At 66.8% G+C, this 20,988-nt stretch carries 17 protein-coding genes; 7 read left to right on the top strand and 10 right to left on the bottom strand.

The features are described 5' to 3' along the window. Nucleotides 1-18: 18 nt before the first annotated feature. The 7 genes from HWX14_RS25340 to HWX14_RS25310 all read right to left on the bottom strand — a co-directional run bounded on the left by HWX14_RS25340 (nt 19) and on the right by HWX14_RS25310 (nt 10,075). Nucleotides 19-1,353, bottom strand: coding sequence for an FAD-binding oxidoreductase (locus tag HWX14_RS25340; RefSeq protein ID WP_175885096.1), 1,335 nt, complete (start codon nt 1,351-1,353; stop codon nt 19-21). 139 nt (nt 1,354-1,492) lie between these two features. After that, nucleotides 1,493-3,367, bottom strand: a complete 1,875-nt coding sequence (locus HWX14_RS25335; protein ID WP_175885095.1) for an ABC transporter ATP-binding protein — start codon at nt 3,365-3,367, stop codon at nt 1,493-1,495. Beyond that, entirely contained in the window at nt 3,367-4,323 is a 957-nt protein-coding gene (locus HWX14_RS25330) for an ABC transporter permease (protein WP_175885094.1), read from the bottom strand. The genes HWX14_RS25335 and HWX14_RS25330 overlap by 1 nt, the downstream gene beginning before the upstream one ends. Before the next feature lie 30 nt (nt 4,324-4,353). Further along, entirely contained in the window at nt 4,354-5,307 is a 954-nt protein-coding gene (locus HWX14_RS25325; RefSeq protein WP_175885093.1) for an ABC transporter permease, read from the bottom strand. A 79-nt stretch (nt 5,308-5,386) separates the two neighbouring features. Continuing rightward, nucleotides 5,387-6,970 (bottom strand): ABC transporter substrate-binding protein, encoded by a 1,584-nt coding sequence (locus HWX14_RS25320; protein ID WP_175885092.1) that lies wholly within the window; start codon nt 6,968-6,970, stop codon nt 5,387-5,389. 702 nt (nt 6,971-7,672) lie between these two features. Then, a complete protein-coding gene (locus HWX14_RS25315; RefSeq protein ID WP_175885091.1) occupies nt 7,673-9,211 on the bottom strand; it encodes a methyl-accepting chemotaxis protein in 1,539 nt (512 codons plus the stop codon). A gap of 195 nt (nt 9,212-9,406) precedes the next feature. Further along, nucleotides 9,407-10,075 (bottom strand): haloacid dehalogenase type II, encoded by a 669-nt coding sequence (locus tag HWX14_RS25310; protein WP_175885090.1) that lies wholly within the window; start codon nt 10,073-10,075, stop codon nt 9,407-9,409. Nucleotides 10,076-10,542: 467 nt separating this feature from the next. Between HWX14_RS25310 and HWX14_RS25305 the strand changes: the two genes are divergently transcribed. The 5 genes from HWX14_RS25305 (at nt 10,543) to HWX14_RS25285 (ending at nt 16,070) form a co-directional block, all read left to right on the top strand. Continuing rightward, nucleotides 10,543-11,403 carry a GNAT family N-acetyltransferase gene (locus HWX14_RS25305; protein ID WP_175885089.1) on the top strand — a complete coding sequence of 287 codons (861 nt, stop codon included), beginning with the start codon at nt 10,543-10,545 and terminating at the stop codon, nt 11,401-11,403. A gap of 13 nt (nt 11,404-11,416) precedes the next feature. Further along, nucleotides 11,417-12,343: a glyoxylate/hydroxypyruvate reductase A gene (locus HWX14_RS25300; RefSeq protein ID WP_175885088.1), complete on the top strand. Its 927-nt coding sequence runs from the start codon at nt 11,417-11,419 to the stop codon at nt 12,341-12,343. A gap of 163 nt (nt 12,344-12,506) precedes the next feature. Beyond that, on the top strand, nt 12,507-13,907 hold the full coding sequence (locus HWX14_RS25295) for an aspartate aminotransferase family protein (protein ID WP_175885087.1): 1,401 nt from the start codon (nt 12,507-12,509) through the stop codon (nt 13,905-13,907). A gap of 85 nt (nt 13,908-13,992) precedes the next feature. After that, on the top strand, nt 13,993-14,484 hold the full coding sequence (locus HWX14_RS25290) for a winged helix-turn-helix transcriptional regulator (RefSeq protein ID WP_006749694.1): 492 nt from the start codon (nt 13,993-13,995) through the stop codon (nt 14,482-14,484). A gap of 113 nt (nt 14,485-14,597) precedes the next feature. After that, nucleotides 14,598-16,070 carry an NAD-dependent succinate-semialdehyde dehydrogenase gene (locus tag HWX14_RS25285; RefSeq protein ID WP_175885086.1) on the top strand — a complete coding sequence of 491 codons (1,473 nt, stop codon included), beginning with the start codon at nt 14,598-14,600 and terminating at the stop codon, nt 16,068-16,070. A gap of 62 nt (nt 16,071-16,132) precedes the next feature. Here the strand turns inward: HWX14_RS25285 and HWX14_RS25280 are convergent, their stop codons facing one another. Next, nucleotides 16,133-17,608, bottom strand: a complete 1,476-nt coding sequence (locus HWX14_RS25280; protein WP_175885085.1) for an HD domain-containing phosphohydrolase — start codon at nt 17,606-17,608, stop codon at nt 16,133-16,135. On the opposite strand from HWX14_RS25280, the gene HWX14_RS25275 reads away from it, so the two are divergent. Continuing rightward, nucleotides 17,507-17,881: a hypothetical protein gene (locus tag HWX14_RS25275; protein ID WP_175884661.1), complete on the top strand. Its 375-nt coding sequence runs from the start codon at nt 17,507-17,509 to the stop codon at nt 17,879-17,881. The two genes, HWX14_RS25280 and HWX14_RS25275, sit on opposite strands and share 102 nt — an antisense overlap. Before the next feature lie 12 nt (nt 17,882-17,893). Further along, nucleotides 17,894-18,469, top strand: a complete 576-nt coding sequence (locus tag HWX14_RS25270; protein WP_175885084.1) for a DUF308 domain-containing protein — start codon at nt 17,894-17,896, stop codon at nt 18,467-18,469. A gap of 268 nt (nt 18,470-18,737) precedes the next feature. Here HWX14_RS25270 and HWX14_RS25265 read toward each other — a convergent pair whose 3' ends face one another. Both HWX14_RS25265 and HWX14_RS25260 read right to left on the bottom strand, forming a co-directional pair. Continuing rightward, on the bottom strand, nt 18,738-19,451 hold the full coding sequence (locus HWX14_RS25265) for a hypothetical protein (RefSeq protein WP_175885083.1): 714 nt from the start codon (nt 19,449-19,451) through the stop codon (nt 18,738-18,740). A 250-nt stretch (nt 19,452-19,701) separates the two neighbouring features. Further along, entirely contained in the window at nt 19,702-20,745 is a 1,044-nt protein-coding gene (locus tag HWX14_RS25260; RefSeq protein ID WP_175885082.1) for a hypothetical protein, read from the bottom strand. Nucleotides 20,746-20,988: the final 243 nt, after the last annotated feature.

The raw sequence follows: 20,988 nt of genomic DNA, 5'->3' as shown, positions 1-20,988 counted from the left end.
GTTCTCCCGGCGCTCGCTTCAATGCAGGAAATCCTGCATCCGGTAATACGCGCCGACGAGCGGCAGGAACCACGCGTGCCCGAAATGGCCCGGTATCGCCGGCCATTCGAGCTCGCGCCACGGGTTCGACGCGGCCGCGCCATACAGCACGTCGGCCATCACCCGGCCCATGTGCACCGACATCTGCACGCCGTGGCCGCTGTAGCCCATCGAGTAATAGAGCCCGTCGTGCTGGCCCGCGCGCGGCAGCCGGTCGGCGGTGATGTCGACGAGGCCGCCCCAGCAGTAGTCGAGCCGCACCTTGGCCAGTTCCGGGAAGTAGTCGGCCATGCCGGCGCGCAGGACGTCGCCGCTCTTCGCATCGGAGCGCGGGCTCGACATCGCGAAGCGCGCGCGGCCGCCGAACAGCAGCCGGTTGTCGGGCGTCACGCGGAAGTAGTTGCCGATCTGGCGCGACGTCACGTAGGCACGGCGGTGCGGAAACAGCCGGTTCAGCTGCGCGTCGGGCAGCGGCTCGGTCACGACGATGAAGCTGCCGACCGGCGCGATGCGTCGCCGGAACCACGCGAACGGCCCGTGCTGCGACGCGCCGGTCGCGACCAGCACGCGGTCGGCGACGATCGTGCCGCGGGCGCAGGTAATTCTGTGGCGCTCGCCGTCGAGCCGGTCGAGTTGCGTGACGGCTGCGTGCTCGACCACGCGTGCGCCGGCACGCACGGCCGCTTGCGCGAGGCCGACGCCGAACTTGCCCATGTGCATCTGCGCGCCGTTGCGCTGCAGGAGCCCCCCGTAGAAACCGTCGGACACGATTTCATCGCGGATCCGCGACGGCTCGATCAGCTCGATGTCGGGATCGACGTCGCGCCGCAACGCGTTGAAGGTCTTTTCGAGCCCCGCGAAATGCTGCGGTTTCGCGGCGAGCTTCAGCTTGCCGGCGCGCCGGAAATCGCAGTCGATCGCCTGTTCGGTCACGATCGTCTCGACGCTCTTCACCGCGCTTTCGTACGCGCGATAAAACTGCTTCGCCTGCGCGGCGCCGATGCGCGCGGCCAGCGACGCGTAATCCTGCGCGACGCCCGTATTGCACTGGCCGCCGTTGCGGCCGGACGCTTCGCCCGCGACCTGCGCGGCTTCGAGCACGACCACCGAGACGCCGCGCTGCGCGAGCGCGAGCGCCGCAGACAAGCCGGTGAAACCGCCGCCGATCACGACTACGTCGGCCCGCCCCTCGACGGGTCCAACGCTTGCGTCGCGAAACGCGGGGCGGGTATCCAGCCAGTACGATTCCAGTTTCATCGAATCCTTCTCACGCATTCCCGCAACGACGATCGGCGACCGTTCAATGCGAATCATTTAATCACTGGCAAAAACCGCAGTTGCCGCGTATTCGCGCGCGGCACGCGCATAAATCGCCGTTTTGCACGACCGCCGCGGCACACTATGCGGCGGCCCGTTCACCGCACCGCGCGATGAACGGTTCGCGCGCCACGCACTACAACTGCACCGGCGTGACACCCGCGGGAATCGGCTCCGCCTGGAAGCGCGCGAGGTCCTCCTCGCTGCGATGGCACAGCACCTGCGCGCCGTTGCCGAGCGTACGCAGCGACGGGGCCGTGCGATTGCACACGCCGTCCACGCGCATCGCGCAGCGCGACAGGAACGGACACAGCTCGGCCTCGTTCTCGCGCTCGCCGATCGGCACCAGCGGCCGGTGGCAACGCTCGGCCGCATCGTCGAGCCAGCCCGCACGCAGCTCCGGCGCGGACGACACCAGCAAGTGCGAATACGGGTGATAAGGCGGCGCGCACAGCGCGTCGCGGCTGCCCGTCTCCACGCGGCGGCCCGCATACAGCACGACGATGTCGTCGCTGATCGCGCGCACCTTCGCGATGTCGTGCGTGATGAACACGTACGACACGCCGAGCTCCGCCTGCAGGTCGCGCAGCAGTTCGATGATCGCGGCGCCGACCACGGTGTCGAGCGCCGACGTGACCTCGTCGCACAGGATCAGGTCGGGCTCGGCCGCGAGCGCGCGCGCGAGGTTCACGCGCTGCTTCTGCCCGCCCGACAGCTCGCCGGTACGCCGCGAAGCCACCGCCGGCGGCAGCCGCACGAGCTCGAGCAGCTCCGCGACGCGCTGGCGTGCACGCGCGCCCTTGATCCCGTGGTAGAACGCGAGCGGCCGCGCGAGCGTGCGCTCGACGGTATGCACCGGGTTAAGCGCGGTATCCGCGTTCTGGAACACGATCTGCACGCGGCGGTGCTGCTCCTTCGTCCGCTTGCCGATATCGCGCGCGAGCGGCTCGCCGTCGAGCAGGATCGCGCCGCCCGTCGCCGGCACGAGGCCCGCGATCACCTTCGCGAGCGTCGTCTTGCCGGAACCCGATTCGCCGATCACGCCGACCGTCTGCCCGCGCCCGATGCGCAGGTCGACTTCATGCAGGATCACCTTCGCGGGCCAGCCGTTCGCGGCGCGGCCGCCGTAGCCCGCGATCGCGCCGCGCACGTCGAGCAGCGGCGCCGGCGCGGCCGGGGCTTGTGCCTGGGCTTGCGCGTCGCGTTCGGCGTCGTTCGGCGTGACCGCCGCGATCAGGCTCTGCGTGTACGGATGCGCGGGCGCATGCAGGATCTGTTCGGTGTCGCCCGCCTCGCGGATCACGCCGTCGCTCAGCACGATGATCCGGTCGGCCATCTGCGCGACCACGGCCAGGTCGTGCGACACGTACACCGCACTCATCCCGTAGCGCCGGATCACGCTCTTGAACGCCCGCAGCACGTCGATCTGCGTGGTCACGTCGAGCGCGGTGGTCGGCTCGTCGAGAATCACCAGCTCCGGATCGGTGATCAGCGCCATCGCGGCCATCAGCCGCTGCAGCTGGCCGCCCGATACCTGGTGCGGATAGCGCTTGCCGATCGTCTCCGGCTCCGGCAGCGCGAGCGCGCGAAACAGCTCGATCGCCTTCGCCTGCGCGTCGCGCTTCGTCATCGTCTTGTGGATCAGCGCGGCCTCGATCACCTGATCGAGAATCGTGCGCGACGGGTTGAATGCGGCAGCCGCGCTCTGCGCGATATACGCGACCCGGCGGCCGCGCAGCGCGGTCAGCGCGGTTGCGGAAAGCGTGCACACGTCGGTGCCGTCGAGCTTCACCGAGCCGCCGGCGATCCGGCATCCGGTGCGCGCATGGCCCATCAGCGACAACGCGATCGTGGTCTTGCCGGAGCCCGATTCGCCGATCAGCGCGAGCACCTCGCCGCGGCCGATCTCGAAGTCGACGCCGTGGACGATCGTCGTTTCCTCGCCGCCCGGCCGGCCGCCGACCACGCGCAGCCCGCGCACCTCGACGAGCGGGTTCGATTCGTGTCGCATCAGTGTCCTCCGGCGGCGCCGGCCGCGCCCTTGCGGCGGCCGCGATGCGGCAGGCCGTCGATCATCAGGTTGACGCCCACCGTCAGGATCGCGATCGCGACCGCGGGCATGATCGCGACGGCCGAGCCGTCGCCGAGGCTCGCGATGTTCTCGCGCACGAGCGAACCGAGGTCCGCGTACGGCGGCTGCACGCCGAGCCCGAGAAAGCTCAGACCGCTCAGCAGCAGCACGACGAACGTGAAGCGCAGCCCGGTGTCCGCCAGCATCGGGTGGATCATGTTCGGCAGCATCTCGACGCATGCGATGTACAGCGCGCTTTCGCCGCGCGCCTTGGCCACCTGCACGAATTCGAGCGTGCTGATGTTGACGGCCAGCGCGCGCGCGATCCGGTACGAGCCGGGCATGTAGCTGATCGCGGCGGTGAGGACGAGCAGCGGCAGCGACGAGCCGAACGCGGCGACGAGCATCAGCGCGAACATCTTCGACGGAATCGACGTGAGCGCGTCGAGCAGCCGGCTCATCGTCTCGTCGACCGCGCGGCCCGACACGGTCGCGAGCAGCCCGAGCGTCGTGCCGGTCACCGCGGCGAGCAGCACCGCGGCCAGCGCGAGCAGCACGGTCAGCCGCGTGCCGTACAGGATCCGGCTCAGCATGTCGCGGCCGAGGAAGTCGGAGCCGAACGGCAGCTTCGCGCTGAACGACGCGAACACGTCGGGCGTGATGATCGCGCCGACGTCATGCGGCGCGATCAGTGGCCCGAACACCGCGACGAACAGCATCAGGCCGACCATCGACAGGCCGACGCGGCCGCCGGTCGTCAACGCGATGCGCGCGGCGCGGCGCTTGCGCGGCTGGTCGGGGGCGGGCGCGGCAGGCGGCATGCTGCCCCGCCCGAGGGGCGGGTCGCCGGAGGGCGGCAGCGCGCTGCTGCGTTGTACGGGTTCGATCGGTTGCATGGGCGGCACCTCGGAAGAAAGACGGAACACTCAGGTGCGCAGTCGCGGGTTCGACACGATCGAGCACAGGTCGGCGAACAGCACGAGCGTCAGGTAAGCGACGCAGAAGATCAGCGTGCACGCCTGGACCAGCGGGAAATCGCGGTTGCTGACGGCGTCGACCATCAGGCTCGCGAGGCCCGGATAGTTGAAGATCGTCTCGACGACGATCACGCCGCCGAGCAGATACGACAGGCTCAACGCGATCGCATTGGCGATCGGGCCGATCGCGTTCGGCAGCGCATGGCGCAGCACGACGCGCGCGGGGCTCGCGCCCTTCAGCGTGGCCATCTCGACATACGACGCGCTCAGTTGCTCGATCACCGCGGCGCGCGTCATCCGCGCCATCTGCGCGATCACGACCGCGCACAGCGTCAGCACCGGCATCGCATACGCACGCAGGAAATCGTGCAGGCTTTCGAGCGGGCCGCTGTACGACAGCGCGGACAGCCAGTGCAGCTTCACCGCGAACACGAGCACGGCGACCGTCGCGATCAGGAATTCCGGCGTCGCGACGAGCGACAGCGTGCCGAGGCTGATCACGCGGTCGATCACCGATTCGCGCTTGACCGCGGCGAGGATCCCCAGCAGCAGCGCGATCGGCACCGACACCGCGGTCGTGATCGCCGCCAGCGTGAGCGACTTCGGCAGGCGCCCGCCGATCAGCTCCGACACCGGCATGTCGCCGGAAAACGACCGGCCGAAATCGCCGTGCAGCAGCCCGCCGAGCCAGTGCAGGTAACGCACGTGCGCCGGCATGTCGAGGCCGAACTGCTGGCGCAGCGCGGCGACCGTCTCCGGCGTCGCCGACTGGCCGAGCGCGGCCTGCGCGGCATCGCCCGGCAGCAGGTTCGTGATCGTGAAGATGATCGCGGACACGATCAGCAGCGTCAGCGCGGTGACCGCGATGCGCCGGCCGATCAGCCCGATGAGAATTCGGTTCATGGAGGGGCACTCCCGAAAAAACCGCGCGTGACCGATGCGGTCGCCCGCACCGGCCGCGCGACGGCGGCCAGCCACAACGTCAAGCGTTCCACCACACGTTCTCCGCGAACGTGAAGCCCATCATCGGGCCGGTCGGGATCGAACCGAGGCCCGCGAGCCGCTTGTCGTATCCGTCGAGGAAGCTGATGAACGCCGGAATGCCGACCCGGCCCTGCTGCGACACGATCACCTGCATGTCGCCGTACATCTGCTTGCGCTTCGCGTCATCGGTTTCCGAGCGCGCGGCGAGCAGCAGCTGGTCGAACTTCGCGTTCTTCCAGCCCGACTCGTTCCACGGCGCATCCGACTTGAAGAACTGCGTGAACAGCACGTCGGCGCTCGAGCGCGGGTTGATGTTGCCGAACGTGAGCGGATGCTTCATCCAGTGGTTCGACCAGTAGCCGTCGGGCGACGCGCGGTTGACCTGCAGGTTCAGCCCGATCTTCTGGCCGGCCTGCTGCAGCAGCACGGCCATTTCGATCGACCCGTTCGCGTCGGACGTCGCATAGATCGGCGGCAGCGACGCGCCGAGCGCCCCCGCCTTCTGAAGCAGGAATTTCGCCTTGTCCGGATCGTGCGCGCGCTGCGGCAGCGACGCGTTGAAGTAGCGATGCCCCGGCGGAATCGGCTGGTCGTTGCCGATTACCGAGTAGCCACGGAACACCGCCGTGCGGAGCTGCTCGCGATCGAACAGGTACTTCATCCCTTCGACGAAATCGGGACTCGAGACGATCGGGTTGTCGCTGCGCATGATCAGGTCGGTATAGAGGCCCGACTTGGTTTCCTTCAGCGCGTAGCCCGGCGTCGACGAGATCCGCTGCGTCGAGCGCGGATCGATCGCGTTGATCAGGTGCACGTCGCCCGACAGCAGCGCGTTCAGGCGCGCGGCGCTGTCGCTGATGCCGATCAGCTCGATCTCGTCGAGATACGGCTTGCCCGGCTTGAAGTAGCTGTCGTTGCGCACGCCGACGGTCGATACGCCCGGCTTGAACGACTTCAGCTTGTATGGGCCGCAGCCGATGCCGGTCGAGAAATCGGTCGTGCCGTCCTTGACGATCACGAGCTGCGGCGTCGCGAGGATCACCGGCAGATCGGCATTCGCGCTGGCGAGCGTCAGCGTGACTTCGTCGGGGCCGGTCGCCTTCGCGTCCGCGAACTGTTCGGCAAGCGTCTTGACCTTCGACGCGGTGGCCGCGTTCTTGTGGCGCATCAGCGAAAACACCACGTCGGCCGGGCCGACCGGCTTGCCGTCGTGGAACGTGACGCCCTTGCGCAGCTTGATGATCCAGGTCTTCGCATCGGTCGTCTGCAGCGACTCGGCGAGGTTCATCTGCGGCGTGAGGCTCGCATCGAGCTGCGTGAGGCCGCTGTAGAACATGAAGAAGCGCGTGTAGTCCGCGCCCGTCGAGCCCTTGGCCGGGTCGAGGGTATCGGCCGTCGAGCCGGCTTCGTTCGCGACCCGGATCTTGCCGCCGCGCTTCGGCGCGGGCGCGGCGAATGCGGAGCCGGGGGTCATCAGCAGTCCGCCGGCGCCGGCGGCCATCATGCCGCTCGCCGCCATGACCTTCATCATGTCGCGGCGCGTGATGCCGCCCTTGCCGCCGTTGTCGATATCGTCGCTCATCCGAACTGCTCCTGACTGTGGAAAGTGGGGTCCTGGGTCCAGCGTGGTTCTCGAATCGCGCCGCGCCCGCTTGCTGGTGGCGGGCGCGACGTCGTACACATGCAATTCATTTAAGCATCGCCAAAATGCGGTTTGTCGCGATTCGGGCCGCCCGCACGATACGAATCGACCGTTTTGGGCCACCCGCGCAGCATGAATTGCTGCGTGCGCGCCCGTGTCGCCGTGTGCCCGGCGGCGTGTCGCGGCGGCTGCCGAACCCGTGTCGATGAAGGAAATCGTAAAGCCGCAGCCGCCGCAGATTGCGCCGACAAAATTGCCCGTTCGGCATTCGGCGCGCGTTTGACTCACGCAAACCGCACGTTTGTGTCGAATGCATGCGCGCATGCCGACGACGGCCGAAACGAGCGGCCCGTTGCGGCAGATCGCCGCATGCACGGGCGTCAACGGCGGCGGTCGCGACGGCGCGTCGCGCACGAAAGCTCAGAGGAATGCCGCTCGATCGGAGCGGCGTTGGGGGAAGGCAGGAAGATGAAGGGACGGCCCGGAAACCGGACGCGCACGCGACGTGCAGCCGTCAGGAACCGCGCCGCCATGCGGCGACGCGTGCGCCACCGGCATGCCGGCGCGCACGCCGGGCGCATGCCGGCGCGGCGCGACGGAGGCGGAATGATGCGCCGGCGGGCAACGAGCGGCGCGAAGCCGTCACGCAGCCAGGCGGAATACCGATACGGCGGCCCGCAGGCGCGCCGCCTGTTCGTCCAGCGACGATGCGGCGGCAGCAGCTTGCTCGACGAGCGCCGCGTTCTGCTGGGTGACTTCGTCCATTTGCGCGACCGCCAGCCCGATCTGTTCGATGCCGGTGCTTTGCTCGGCCGATGCCGCCGAGATCTCGCCCATGATGTCGGCCACCCGGTCGATCGACCGGACGATCTCCGTCATCCGCGTGCCGGCCGTCTCGACGAGCCGGCTGCCGCTGCCGGCGCGCTCGACCGACGCGTCGATCAAGCCCTTGATGTCCTTCGCGGCCGCGGCGCTGCGTTGCGCGAGCGAGCGGACTTCCGATGCGACGACGGCGAACCCGCGCCCCTCCTCGCCGGCCCGCGCGGCTTCCACCGCGGCGTTGAGCGCGAGAATGTTGGTCTGGAATGCGATGCTTTCGATGACGACGGTAATGTCGGCGATCCGCACCGATCCATCCGAAATCTGCCGCATCGTTTCGACGACCGCCTGCACGGCCGCGCCGCCGAGTTCGGTCGCCTCTTTCGCCTGGGTCACGAGCGTATTCGCCTGACGTGCGTTGTCGGCGTTCTGTTTGACCGTGGACGTGATCTGCTCCATGCTCGCGGCCGTTTCCTGCAGCGACGCGGCCTGCTGCTCCGTACGCTGCGACAGATCCAGGTTGCCTTGCGCGATCTCGCCGGTGCCGGTGGCGATCGAGTGGGTCGTGGTCTGGATTTCGGCGATGGTGTCGGTCAGCCGCGCCTTCATGTCGCCGAGCGCGACGAGCAGGCTGCCGGGCGCGGCGTGCGCCGTATCGAACGGCACGTCCAGCTCGCCGGCGGCGATGCGGGCGGCGATCTGCGCCGCATGCGCGGGCTCGCCGCCGAGCGTGCGCCTGACGCTGCGCAGCACGCCCCACGCAATCGCCGCGAGCGCCGCGGCGATGACGAGCGCGACGGCGCCCAGCACCATCGCGAGCCGGGAAAACGCCGCGTTGATGTCGTCGTAGAAGAATCCCGTGCCGATCCACCAGTCCCAGTCCGGAATCGCGACCACGCCCTGCAGCTTTGGCTCCAGGTCCGCGTCGGGGCTGCGCTTGATCAGCACGTCGACGAGCGCGAAATGCGCCTGCGCCATGCCCGCGCGGTACGCCTCGCTGTCGGTCATGCCGCTGGTCGTGCGGTTGCCCTTCGCGCGCGTGCCGATGAACTTCGCGTTCGGATGGACGAGGTTGACGCCGTCGGACGTCGTGACCCAGAAGTAGCTCTTCGAATTCGCGTTGAGCGCCGCCAGCGCGGCCTTGGCCTGCTGCTGCGCCTGCTCCTGCGTGAGCGTGCCGCTCGTCTGCATCGCGCGATACGAATCGACCAGATGCTCGGCCTTGGTCAGCAGAATGACGATCTCTTCGCGGCGGCTGTCGATCAGCGCGTCGCGCAACGTGTGCAGCGACAGCGCGGCGAGCAGGACGACGCCGAGCAGCGCCGCGGCGACGAGCATCAGCAGTTTGGTGGACAACTTCATGCGGGGGCCTCGAAATATTAACCGTTCGGTACATATATCGGCCTGGGCGGCCCCCGCCTTGAACGACTCAGTATCGGTAATTACCCTCGTTTCGTGCGCTGATCGAACGCGCGACGGAACGGGACGCGACGGGCCCCGGCGGCCTCGCGGCCGCGGCCCGTCGCGACGATCGACGCATCGGCCGGCGCGGGCGGCTTACAGCCCGAGCTGCGTCGCGAGCTGGCCGATGTCCGACACTTCGTAATAGTTGTAGAACGGCGTGCCCGGCTCGTGGCCGCGGTTCACGAACGCCTTGTGCTTGATCCCGAGATCCTCGGCCGTCATCAGGTCGTAACGCAGGCTCGACGACACGTGCAGCACGTCCTCCGGCTTGCAGCCGAGCTTGTCGAACATGTATTCGAAGCCCTGCATCCGCGGCTTGTACGATTGCGCCTGCTGCGCGGTGAACACCGCATGGAACGGCGCGCCGAGCTTGTCGACGTTGCTCATGATCTGCTCGTCCATCGCGTTCGACAGGATCACCAGCTTGTACTTCGACGCCAGCCGCGACAGCCCGGCCGGTACGTCCGGGTGCGGGCCCCAGGTCGGCACCGCATGATAGAAAAGCTCGGCCTCGGCTTCGTCGAACTTCACGTCGAGCCGCGCGCAGGTGCGGCGGATCGCGTTGACGACGACGTCGCGGTACGGCTTCCACGCGCCGAGCACCTCGTCGAGCCGATAGGCGGCGAACGCACGCACGAAGGCCTCCATCGCGGCCGGCGACAGCCGGTCCGCATAGATTTCGCGGGCCGTCTCGGCCATCCGGAAATGGGTCAGCGTGCCGTAGCAGTCGAAGGTGATGTACTTCGGTTCAAACTGGATCATGGTCGGGTCCTGTCGGTGTGAAGCCCCGGCAAGGCCGGGGATGGGCTGGGTTTAACGAAATTGAATCAGGGCAAAAAGTCGTTCACGCATCGTTCGGCGCCGCTCAAAACGCAGAATCGCCGCGTGTTGCCGGGCACATGCAGCACGATCTGCGGCGCGATCGGGCGCGGCGCGGCAGGGCCGGCCGGTGGACGCCGCGCTATCGCAGCGGACTCGCCTGCCGGTGCGGCCCTTCGGCAGGCGGCAGCGTCACCGTGCATCGATCGTAGAGGCATTCCCACAGCAGGAGTGGCCGGATTGACCGGCCGCGCCGGCACGACACGCGCGTTCGTGCGCGCCGATCGCGCGGGTTTGCGTCGATCGTGCGCCAGCGGCCGTCGCCGCCCGAAAACAGGCGAATCGTCCTATCCGCGCCGCCGGGGCGCTGGCAGAGTCGACATGTCATTCCCACCCATCCGGAGTCCGGCGTGTCCGACCTCAATTCTTCCCGCACGCTTACCTATCGCCCGTTCGCCGAAACCGACCTGCCCGCCGCCCATCGTCTGTCGGAGGCCGTCAAGTGGCCGCACCGGCTCGACGACTGGCGCTTCGCGTTCCAGCTCGGCGGCGGCTTCGTCGCTGAAGACGAAACCGGCGTCGTCGGCACCGCGCTCGGCTGGCGCTTCGACGACGCGCATGCCTCCCTCGGCATGGTCATCGTGTCGCCCGAGCGCCAGGGCTGCGGCATCGGGCGCGAACTGATGACCCGCGTGGTCGACAGTCTCGGCGCGCGCACCATCTTCCTGCATGCGACGCCGGCGGGCGAGCCGCTGTACGCGAAATTCGGCTTCGACGTGATCGATACGATCGATCAGCACCAGGGCGCCGCGTTCCAGCCGCCGCTGATCTCGCTGCCGCCCGGCGAGCGCCTGCGCCCGCTCGGCATCAACGACGGGCCGCGTCTCGCCGCCCTCGCATCGCGCGCGGCCGGCTACGAACGCGGCGCGGTGATCGAAGCGCTGCTCGACGTCGCGAACGGGATCGCGCTCGATCGCGACGGCGAGCTGCTCGGCTTCGCGCTGTTCCGCCGCTTCGGCCGCGGCCACGTGATCGGCCCGGTGGTCGCGCCCGATGCGCTGCGTGCGCAGGCGCTGATCAGCCACTGGCTCGCGCTGCACGAAGGCATGTTCGTGCGGCTCGACGTGCCGGGCGACAGCGGGCTGTCCGACTGGCTGCAGGGGCTCGGGCTGCCGCGCGTCGACACCGTCGTCGCGATGGCGCGCGGCGCGGCGCCCGAACGCGATCCGGCGCTGCGCCCGTTCGCGATCGTGAACCAGGCGCTGGGTTGAGGGGGCGCGCACGATGAGCTTTCTCTACAAGGCCGACCCGGTGCGCGGCGCGCAGTGGGCGGCGCGCTTCGCGCAACAGGCGCCCGATCTGCCGTTCCGGATCTGGCCGGACCTCGGCGACGCCGCAGCCGTCCGCTATCTCGCCGCATGGCAGCCGCCGGACGACCCGGTCGCACTGCTGCCGAATCTCGAAGTCGTGTTCTCGGTCGGCGCCGGCATCGACCAGTTCGACCTGTCGCGCGTGCCGTCGCACATCCCCGTCGTGCGGATGATCGAGCCGGGCATCGTCGAAGGGATGGTCGAATACGTGACGCAGGCCGTGCTGACGATTCATCGCGACCTGTTCGACTATGCGGCGCAGCAGCGCGACCAGGTGTGGCGCGAGCATCCCGTGCGCGCGGCCGCGTCGCGACGCGTCGGCGTGCTCGGGCTCGGCACGCTCGGCCAGGCCGTGCTCGACACGCTGCGGCGCTTCGGTTTCCCGTGCGCCGGCTGGAGCCGCACGCCGCGCACGCTCGACGGCGTCGACTGTTATGCCGGCGACGCGGCGCTCGACGCGTTCCTCGCCCGCACCGACATCCTGATCTGCCTGCTGCCGCTGACCGACAGCACGCGCGGGCTGCTCGGCGCACGTGTGTTCGATGCACTGCCGGCCGGCGCGTCGCTCGTGCAGGTCGGGCGCGGCCCGCAGCTCGATGAAGCCGCGCTGCTCGCGGCGCTCGCGAGCGGCCGGCTCGACAGCGCGATCCTCGACGTGACGGACCCAGAACCGCTGCCGGCCGGCCATCCGTTCTGGACGCACCCGCGCATTCGCATCACGCCGCACATCGCCAGCGCGACGCGGCCCGACACCGCGGTCGACGCGGTGCTCGCGAACCTCGCACGCCATCGCGCGGGCCAGCCGATGATCGGCGTCGTCGACCGCACGCGCGGCTACTGACCCGACGCGCGCCCGGCCCGCCGGGCGCGCAGCAGAAAATGCCGAAGCGCCCCGCACAAACGCCGCGCGCATACGTTTCGGGCCGCAAATTGAAGACGCATGCGGAATTCTCGCCCGTTAGCATGAACTCACCGCTGACACCTGACGAGAGTCCCGCCTTCCCATGAACCAAGCCGCGCTGATCGAAGCCGATCGTCAACACCTGATCCATCCCGTCGTCAATTACCGTGCGCACGAAGCGCGCGGCGTCACCGTGCTCGAATCCGCGGACGGCGTGTTCCTGCGCGACGCCGCGGGCCACACGCTGCTCGACGCGTTCTCCGGCCTGTGGTGCGTGAACGTCGGCTACGGCCGCGACAGCATCGTGAAGGCCGCCGCCGACCAGTTGGCGAAGCTGCCCTACGCGACCGGCTATTTCCATTTCGGCTCGCAGCCGGCGATCGAACTGGCCGAACGGCTCGCCGCGCTCGCGCCGCCGTCGCTGAACCGCGTGTACTTCACGCTCGGCGGCTCCGACGCGGTCGACTCCGCGATCCGTTTCATCACGCACTATTTCAACGCGACCGGCCGCCCGTCGAAGAAGCAGATGATCGCGCTGGAGCGCGGCTATCACGGTTCGTCGTCGTTCGGCGCCGGGCTCACCGCGCTGCCCGCGTTCCACCGTCATTTCGACCTGCCGCGCGCGGACCAGCACCATATTCCGTCGCCCTACCCGTACCGCCATCCGCTCGGCGACGATCCGCAGGCGCTGATCGCCGCGTCGGTCGCCGCGCTCGAAGCGAAGGTCGCCGAACTCGGCGCGGACAACGTCGCCGCGTTCTTCTGCGAGCCGGTGCAAGGCTCGGGCGGCGTGATCGTGCCGCCGGCCGGCTGGCTGAAGGCGATGCGCGACGCGTGCCGGCGCCTCGGCATCCTGTTCGTCGCCGACGAGGTGATCACCGGCTTCGGCCGCACGGGCCCGCTGTTCGCGTGCGAGGCCGAACAGGTCGATCCGGACCTGATGACCGTCGCGAAGGGGCTGACGGCCGGCTATGCGCCGATGGGCGCGGTGCTGATGTCCGACGAAATCTACGAAGGGATCGCAGGCGAGCGCGCCGATGCGCCGGTGGTCGGTCACGGCCATACGTATTCCGCGCACCCGGTGAGCGCGGCGATCGGCCTCGAGGTGCTGAAGCTCTATCACGAAGGCGGGCTGCTCGCGAACGGCCAGGCGCTGGCGCCGCGCTTCGCCGCGGGGCTCGACGCGCTGCGCGCGCATCCGCTCGTCGGCGACGCACGTTCGGTCGGCCTGCTCGGCGCGCTCGAACTGGTGACTGACAAGGCCCGCAAGACGCGCTTCGACCCGGCGCTGAACGTGCCCGACAAGATCGCGGCCGCCGCGTACGCGAACGGCGTGGTGTTCCGCGCGTTCGGCGACGGCGTGCTCGGCTTCGCGCCGGCGCTGAGTTTCACCGCGGGCGAGTTCGACCTGCTGTTCGAACGCGTGCGCAAGACGCTCGACGACGTGCTGGCCGACGCGGGCGTGCAGCGCGCGCTCGACGCCGCGCACGCGCAGCCGGCCTGACCGGCCAAGGGAAAGCCGGGCTTGTGGCCGCCATCGTTCGACTCTAAAGTAACCGGACATTCCATTTTTGCCTTCTCACGTGAACATGACGGACAGCAAGCTGGATCGCATCGACCTGCGCATCCTCTCCCAGTTGCAGAAGCGCGGCCGCATGACCAACGTCGAGCTGGCCGATGCGGTCGGGCTGTCGCCCAGTCCATGCCTGATCCGCGTGAAGCGGCTCGAGAAGGCCGGCTACATCGGCGGCTACGGCGCGCACATCCAGCTCGAGAAACTCGGCGACGTGCAGGTCGTGTTCACCGAGGTCACGCTGGCCGACCACCGGCGCGAGGATTTCGACCGCTTCGTCGCGGCGATCCGCAACGTCGACGAGATCGTCGAATGCCACCTCGCGAGCGGCGGCTACGACTATCTGCTGAAGTTCATCACGCGCAGCGTGAGCCATTACCAGACGATCGTCGAAGGGCTGCTCGAGCAGAACATCGGCATCGAGAAGTATTTCAGTTACGTGATCATCAAATCGCCGTTCGTCAAACGGCACTACCCGCTCGAATCGCTGTTCGGCGAACGTCACTGACGCACCGGCGCGGCACCCCCTAACGCGGCAGCCCGCTGTCCGTGCGGGGTCGTCGCACGCCCGCTCCGCCGTCGTTGTCGTTGTCGACGAACCGCTTCATTCAAGGACCTGTCATGCCGCTTACGCTGTCCCGAACCGAACTCGTTCGCACCGCCAACCTGATCGACGGCGCCTGGCGCGATGCGCTCGACGGCCGCAGTTTCGCCGTCACCGATCCGGCCACGCTCGAGACCGTTGCCCACGCACCCGACAGCGGCGCCGCCGACGCACGCGCGGCGACCGACGCCGCGGCCCGCGCACTGCCCGCGTGGCGTGCGACGCCCGCGCGCGAACGCGCCGCGATCCTGCGTGCATGGCATGCGGCGATCGTCGCGCACACCGACGATCTCGCGAAGCTGATGTCGCGCGAACAGGGCAAGCCGCTCGCCGAAGCGCGCGGCGAAGTCGCGTACGGTGCGTCGTACGTGCTGTGGTTCGCCGAGGAAGCGACCCGCACGTACGGCGACCTGATCCCGCAGCAGCAGCGCGGCAAGCGGTTGAGCGCGGTGAAGGAGCCGATCGGCATCGTCGCCGCGATCACGCCGTGGAATTTCCCGCTCGCGATGATCGCGCGCAAGATCGCGCCCGCGCTCGGGGCCGGCTGCACGGTGGTCGCGAAGCCGGCGGAGGACACGCCGCTGACCGCGCTCGCGCTCGCGTTTCTCGCGCAGGAAGCCGGCGTGCCGGCCGGCGTGCTGAACCTGATCACCGCGTCGCGCGAACGCGGCGTCGAGGCCGCGGCCGACTGGCTCGCCGACGGCCGCGTGCGCAAGATCACGTTCACCGGCTCGACGCCCGTCGGCAAGCTGCTCGCGCGCGAATCGGCGGCGACGTTGAAGAAGCTGTCGCTGGAGCTGGGCGGCAATGCGCCGTTCATCGTGTTCGACGATGCGGAACTCGATGCCGCGGTCGACGGGCTGATGGCCGCCAAGTTCCGCAACGGCGGGCAGACCTGCGTGTCGCCGAATCGCGTGTACGTGCAGGCCGGCGTCTACGACGCATTCGCCGCGAAGCTCGCCGCGCGCGTCGCCGCGCTGAAGGTCGCGCCGGCGACCGACCCGGCCGCGCAGATCGGCCCGATGATCAACGCGCGTGCGGTCGACAAGATCGCGCGGCACGTCGGCGATGCCGTGGAGCGCGGCGCGCGTGTGCTGACGGGCGGCAAGCGCCTGACCGAACTCGGCGCGAACTATTACGCGCCGACGGTGCTCGCCGACGCCACCGCCGACATGCAGCTGACCTGCGAGGAAACCTTCGGGCCGGTCGCCGCGCTGTTTCGCTTCGACACCGAGGACGAAGCGGTCGACGCGGCGAACGACACGCCGTTCGGGCTCGCCGCGTATTTCTACACGCAGGACGTGCGACGCATCGCGCGCGTGTCGGCACGGCTCGAAACCGGCATCGTCGGGATCAACGAAGGCGCGCTCGCGAGCGAGGCCGCGCCGTTCGGCGGCGTGAAGGAATCGGGCTATGGTCGCGAAGGCTCGCGGTATGGGCTCGACGATTATCTGTCGATCAAGTATCTGTGCCAGGGCGGGCTCGACTGATCGGGTGACGCCCGACTGACCGTCCGCGCACACACGAAAGCGAATCCGCGTCGCGGATAACGTCAGAGCAGCCCCAGCGCCGACGCCTTGAGGGTCGCCGCGGCGCGCGTCGAACATTCGAGCTTGCGGAACGCCTTCTCGACATGGGTGCGCACCGTGCTCGGACTCATCGCGAGCGCCTGCGCGACCTGCTTGTTGCTCGCGCCGCGGGAAATCGCCCGCAGGACGTCGATTTCCCGCGCGGACAGGCGCGGGCCAGCGGCCGACGCGCCCGTGGTGATGCGCCGGAGCACAGGCGCCCCGCCCGTCACGAGCGCGGCCACCACTTCGCCGCATAGCCGGCCGCACGCCGCCTCTTCCTGCAACTGGCCGGCGGCAGCGGCATCGCTCAGCGCTGCGCGCCACGGACGCGCCGAGCGCAACGCGACCCACGCCAGCGACGCCGCCAGCACGCGCGCTTCCAGCGTCAGCGCCGCAGCGCGCGCGCCGCGGAAATAGCCCGAACCGTCCTCCCGTTCGTAGGCATACGACGCAAGCACCGCGGCTTCGCCGAGCGCGCCGGTCTGCTTTCCGGCGCGTTCGGTCCAGTACGGCACGAGTCGCACCTTTTCCCACGCGCTCGCAGGCAGCCGCGTCGGCAGATTCCACACGTCGTTCGGCACCGCCGCCCTGCCGATGCCATGAATCAGTCCGGCGCGGTACACGCGTTCGCGCGCGGCCTCATCCGGCGACAGACGGCCGTAACACGCGGCCGCCGTCGCGGCGACCGAACGCGAAAAACCCGTCATCCACGGCAGTTTCAGATCGATGACGTCCGCAATCAATTCGGCGGACGTCGCGCCCTGCATGTCCGGCGTGGCCAATGCGGCGTCCAGGTCGGCGGGCGCCATGTGCTCGAGCGCCGCCAGCCAGCGTGGTGCGTCGCGCGCAGCCGTCTCGACGAGCACGGCCGGATAGCGTGACCCCGCGCGTTGGCCGATCAATTCGAGGGCCCGTTCGATGCCGTATGTGCGGCTGAACACGTCGAGGTCGCCCGCAAGCGCGACGATCGACACGGCGGGCGGCACCTGTTCGCGCACGAGCCGAGCAGGCAGCCCGTTGCCGTCCCAGGTTTCGAAAATGTGCCGCAGCGCGGTTTCCGTCGCGCCGGACAGACCGAGTATTCGCGCAACCTCGCCCGAGACTTCACAATGAATCTGCGCGAGCGGGATCAGCGCGACACCCGCGCCGCCGATCGCTTCGGCCATGCCGGCCCGGTTCGCGAGCATCGCCGCGCGAATCGCGACGTCGTCGCCGAATATCTGAGCGAAACCCGTCGCATTCGCCGTGCAGCCCGACCAGCGCAACAGCGCCACCTCGCGAGCCGTGTCGCACACCGATGCATCGAATCGTGCCGCGTGCGCGAGCTGCGCCGCCAACCAACTGGTGCGCGGCGAATGGTCGGTCGGCTGGCCCATGCTGAGATCGCCGATGAAGGCCAGCGCGCGTACGGCGTCGAATATGCGCAGCGGGGCGTGACGGACTTCGGCGTCGGGCATCGGGTGGGCGGAGACATTCGCGAAGACGGGAAAACGATCATACGCGACGGCGTCGCGGCGTGCATGAGCATGCGCGTCGGCGGCGTGTCGCTGCCTATCCGGTGCGATGTTCACCGGCATCGGAGCGAGCAGCCAGTGGACTTCGCCATCGGACATCTGACCGATGGCGGCAGGCGCGGACGATTGCGATACTCGGCGCACTGGAGATCCGGTCGAGGCCGCATTCGCGTGGTGGGAATCGTGCATGCGGGCCGGAACGACGATTCAATGTAACAAGGAGTGCAAATGACTGATCGCTACCCCGAATTCCACGCCCCTGCCGACGAACACTGGCTGAAACGGTACTACTTTTCCCGGGCGATATTCTCGCTGATCTGGGTCGCGCTGGCTTTTTCCGTCGGCCGGCAAAGCGCGGCCGGCGCGGCGGTCCTGCTGGTCTTTTATCCGGCCTGGGATGCACTCGCCAATTTCGTCGACCTGTCCCGCAGCGGCGGAATGGCGGCAAACCGCACGCAGGCGGTGAACGTCGCGATCAGCGCCGTCACGACACTGGCCGTATTTCCGGCGTTGAATGCGGGCCTGCCCGCGGTACTCGCGGTGTTCGGCGTGTGGGCGATTCTGTCTGGCGCGCTGCAGCTCGGCACTGCCGTGCGGCGCTGGAAGCATGCCGGCGCACAGTGGGTGATGGTGCTGAGCGGCGCGCAATCGGCGCTGGCCGGGTTGTTCTTCATTTTGCAAAGCCACGCGCCGATGCCGCCCGCGATCGTGAAGATCGCCGGCTATGCGGGAGTGGGTGCGCTCTATTTCCTGATATCGGCCATTTGGCTGCAGGTGCGGGGGATGCGGCGTAGTGTGTCGTGAGCGGTCGGTAAAAATGAAGATGTCACGCTACGGGTCGCCTTCGCCGTGCTTGCGGTCAAGGTCAAGAGTCGTGCAACGTATGAGCTCGTGCAGATGATCGTGGCGGTGAAAAGAGGGGGGAGCGCGGCCTCGTGCAGATCTCGACCAGACCCTGGACGCAGCTGCGAACGACTCTGAGCGGACCTTCTCAGCTACGAGTTGTGCCAAGAAGCGGTCACTTAACGCTCAAAATCAGCAGCGCCGTGAGGCATCCGCTAGACAGCGTTAGTTAGGTTCCGCCGATCCGGGCATAGATTGCAGAGCCTGTAAGACCGACAAGCAGTCCAACAATAACGGTCCAGCGGACCTGCTCATCCGTGCTATGCCGTCGAGCGCCTTGACCAATTGCCATAGAAACCATCGGGAAGTACCGGGCCTTCAGTCGAGATACGCCAAAAATGACAACAAAAGCTGGTGCCACGTACAAGACGAATTTCACTAGCAATTGCAGAGCTTCCGAAAACGTGCGCTCCGGGTGTTTTGGCACCTCACTCGGCAGCATGAGTTGAATGATTAGCGAGAAGGCCATGAAAATGACGAACCAGACTATCCAAAGATCGAGGGTCGCGACAGGTGAGTACCAAGCGCGCATGCCTGCAAACGAATCCAGAACCCTCGTACGTGCTGCAGCGACTTCTTGCTCTTCGCCGCGAACGGACAGAGCGGCTCGAGCACCGTAGCTCCTTCCAACGGTCACGGAAATGCTTCGGTCCGGAGCTCTAGAACTGCCAAATATCTCAACAGTCTTGACTGCCGCCCGAGTGGAGTTTTCGTAGGCAAGCAGATCGTCTAGCTTCTGAAACTTTCGCTCGATTCCATCCGCGCAGGAAACTGTCGCAGACGCCGCAGCAGAAAAGTCCTCGACGTGCCTCCAAAGGCACCCGATTGACTCGCTGTCAACAATGATTGCCGACGAGTACTCGCCGGTCGCGTGAACTTGCATAGCGTTCGACAAAAGTTCTGTGAGACCAGATGCTCAACATGACCGGCAGCTAGCCTATGGATGCCCGTAGGACGTAGTTTAACTTGAAGCCGAGGTGGTCACCAGCGCAGCGAACGTCTGCTTCTGGCCGGAAGGCAGCCCACGCCGCTCGACCGGCGACTTCCGACTCTGAGCCGCCGTTCAGTTCTCTCGCTTAGCGGCCATTCGTCGAGCGGAAGTACACCCTAGATCTATTGCGTTATCCAAGTTTCTAAGGCCTTCGAGGTATGAAGACTGGAACAACATTCGCGTTCAGTAGTGGTTCTTTCAAAACAAATTTGAGAGTGCTACTGACGACCCCTTGTTCCTCTTTTCGAATTATCACTGTATGGCGTTTCAGCCCGATCCCTTGGACGGCGAGCCACATCAAGACCCTATTGCAATGCTCGGTGATCGGAAATTGTTCGCCGAAAATCTTTTTACGTGACATGTAGTGCTCAACAGAACCTGCCACAATGTCCGGCGCACTCAGCAAATCCAACCACATCGGCAGTCGCTCCACAAATGGCAGTGCCCCACCAACCATCGAAAATCGGTGTCGACTGTAGCGGGCGAGATTACTATTGAATACAGACAACATCTGCATGTGTCGTTCGCTATTCGGTGCGATGCTGTCATGGTCGGTCATCCAGAAGATTTTCTGGCCATCCCTTGAGAGCAACGCCACGAGATAAGCGGAGAAATGCACAATCCTCATCATCTTCTCTGCAACTGCCGGCTTCAACTCACCAAAGCCATGATCAGATAATGTCTTTACGATGAACTGTTGGGAATTCTTTTTATCGACGCCGTATACTGACCCCACGTCTTTGTCGACCACGACAGTTAGAAGAATCCCATTTACCAAATTACTCAGATGGTTTAGATAACCATCTAATGCTCGCCGAACCGGCCCGTAATGGAGATCCTTATAAGCGATCTCCTTCAACGGATTTTCTAGACCAGTTTGCTTTCTCAGTCGGCCCATTGCCTCAAAGAATGGATCCAACTGATCCCACGCACAGGTTAGGAAACTATACGTATGATATTTCGCATCTTTACTTTCCCCGCCGTAATCTGAAAATATGGCAATTGATTCGTTGTCGTTTTGCAAATTCGGAAGGAGAAGTTCATTTCTTGAATCGAGTGCTTTTAATTGCCTCTGCAACTCAACGATGAACCACGGATAGTCCTCACTATCAGGTATAAGTTCCAAATTTGGATTTTTCAGAACCCACCTGTTCGCGAGGTGAGCCAACTCTCTGGACATTTCCATGTATTTCCAGTGCATTTTAAAAGACCATGTTGGCGCTCTTCCAATCGTTTTTTCGGTCAGCGTTTTTGCATATTCTTATTTTAACCGACTACGATGTCTTCGACGCTAGTCCGCAGGCGCTCATTGTCGCCGCCTTAGGCCGAGCGGCAGAATGTGCGTTTGTGGCCCGAATGCCCCCGACGCGTTTGACTATAGCCGCCCCGGAGAAAAACGCCAGTCCCCCCCAACCAGCCTTTCGCACCG

Origin of the sequence: Burkholderia sp. BCC0044, assembly GCF_902832955.1 — a bacterium.
Classification (GTDB): Bacteria; Pseudomonadota; Gammaproteobacteria; order Burkholderiales; family Burkholderiaceae; genus Burkholderia.
The sequence above is the reverse complement of the archived record's forward strand: the minus strand, read 5'-3'. Positions and strand labels throughout refer to the sequence as shown.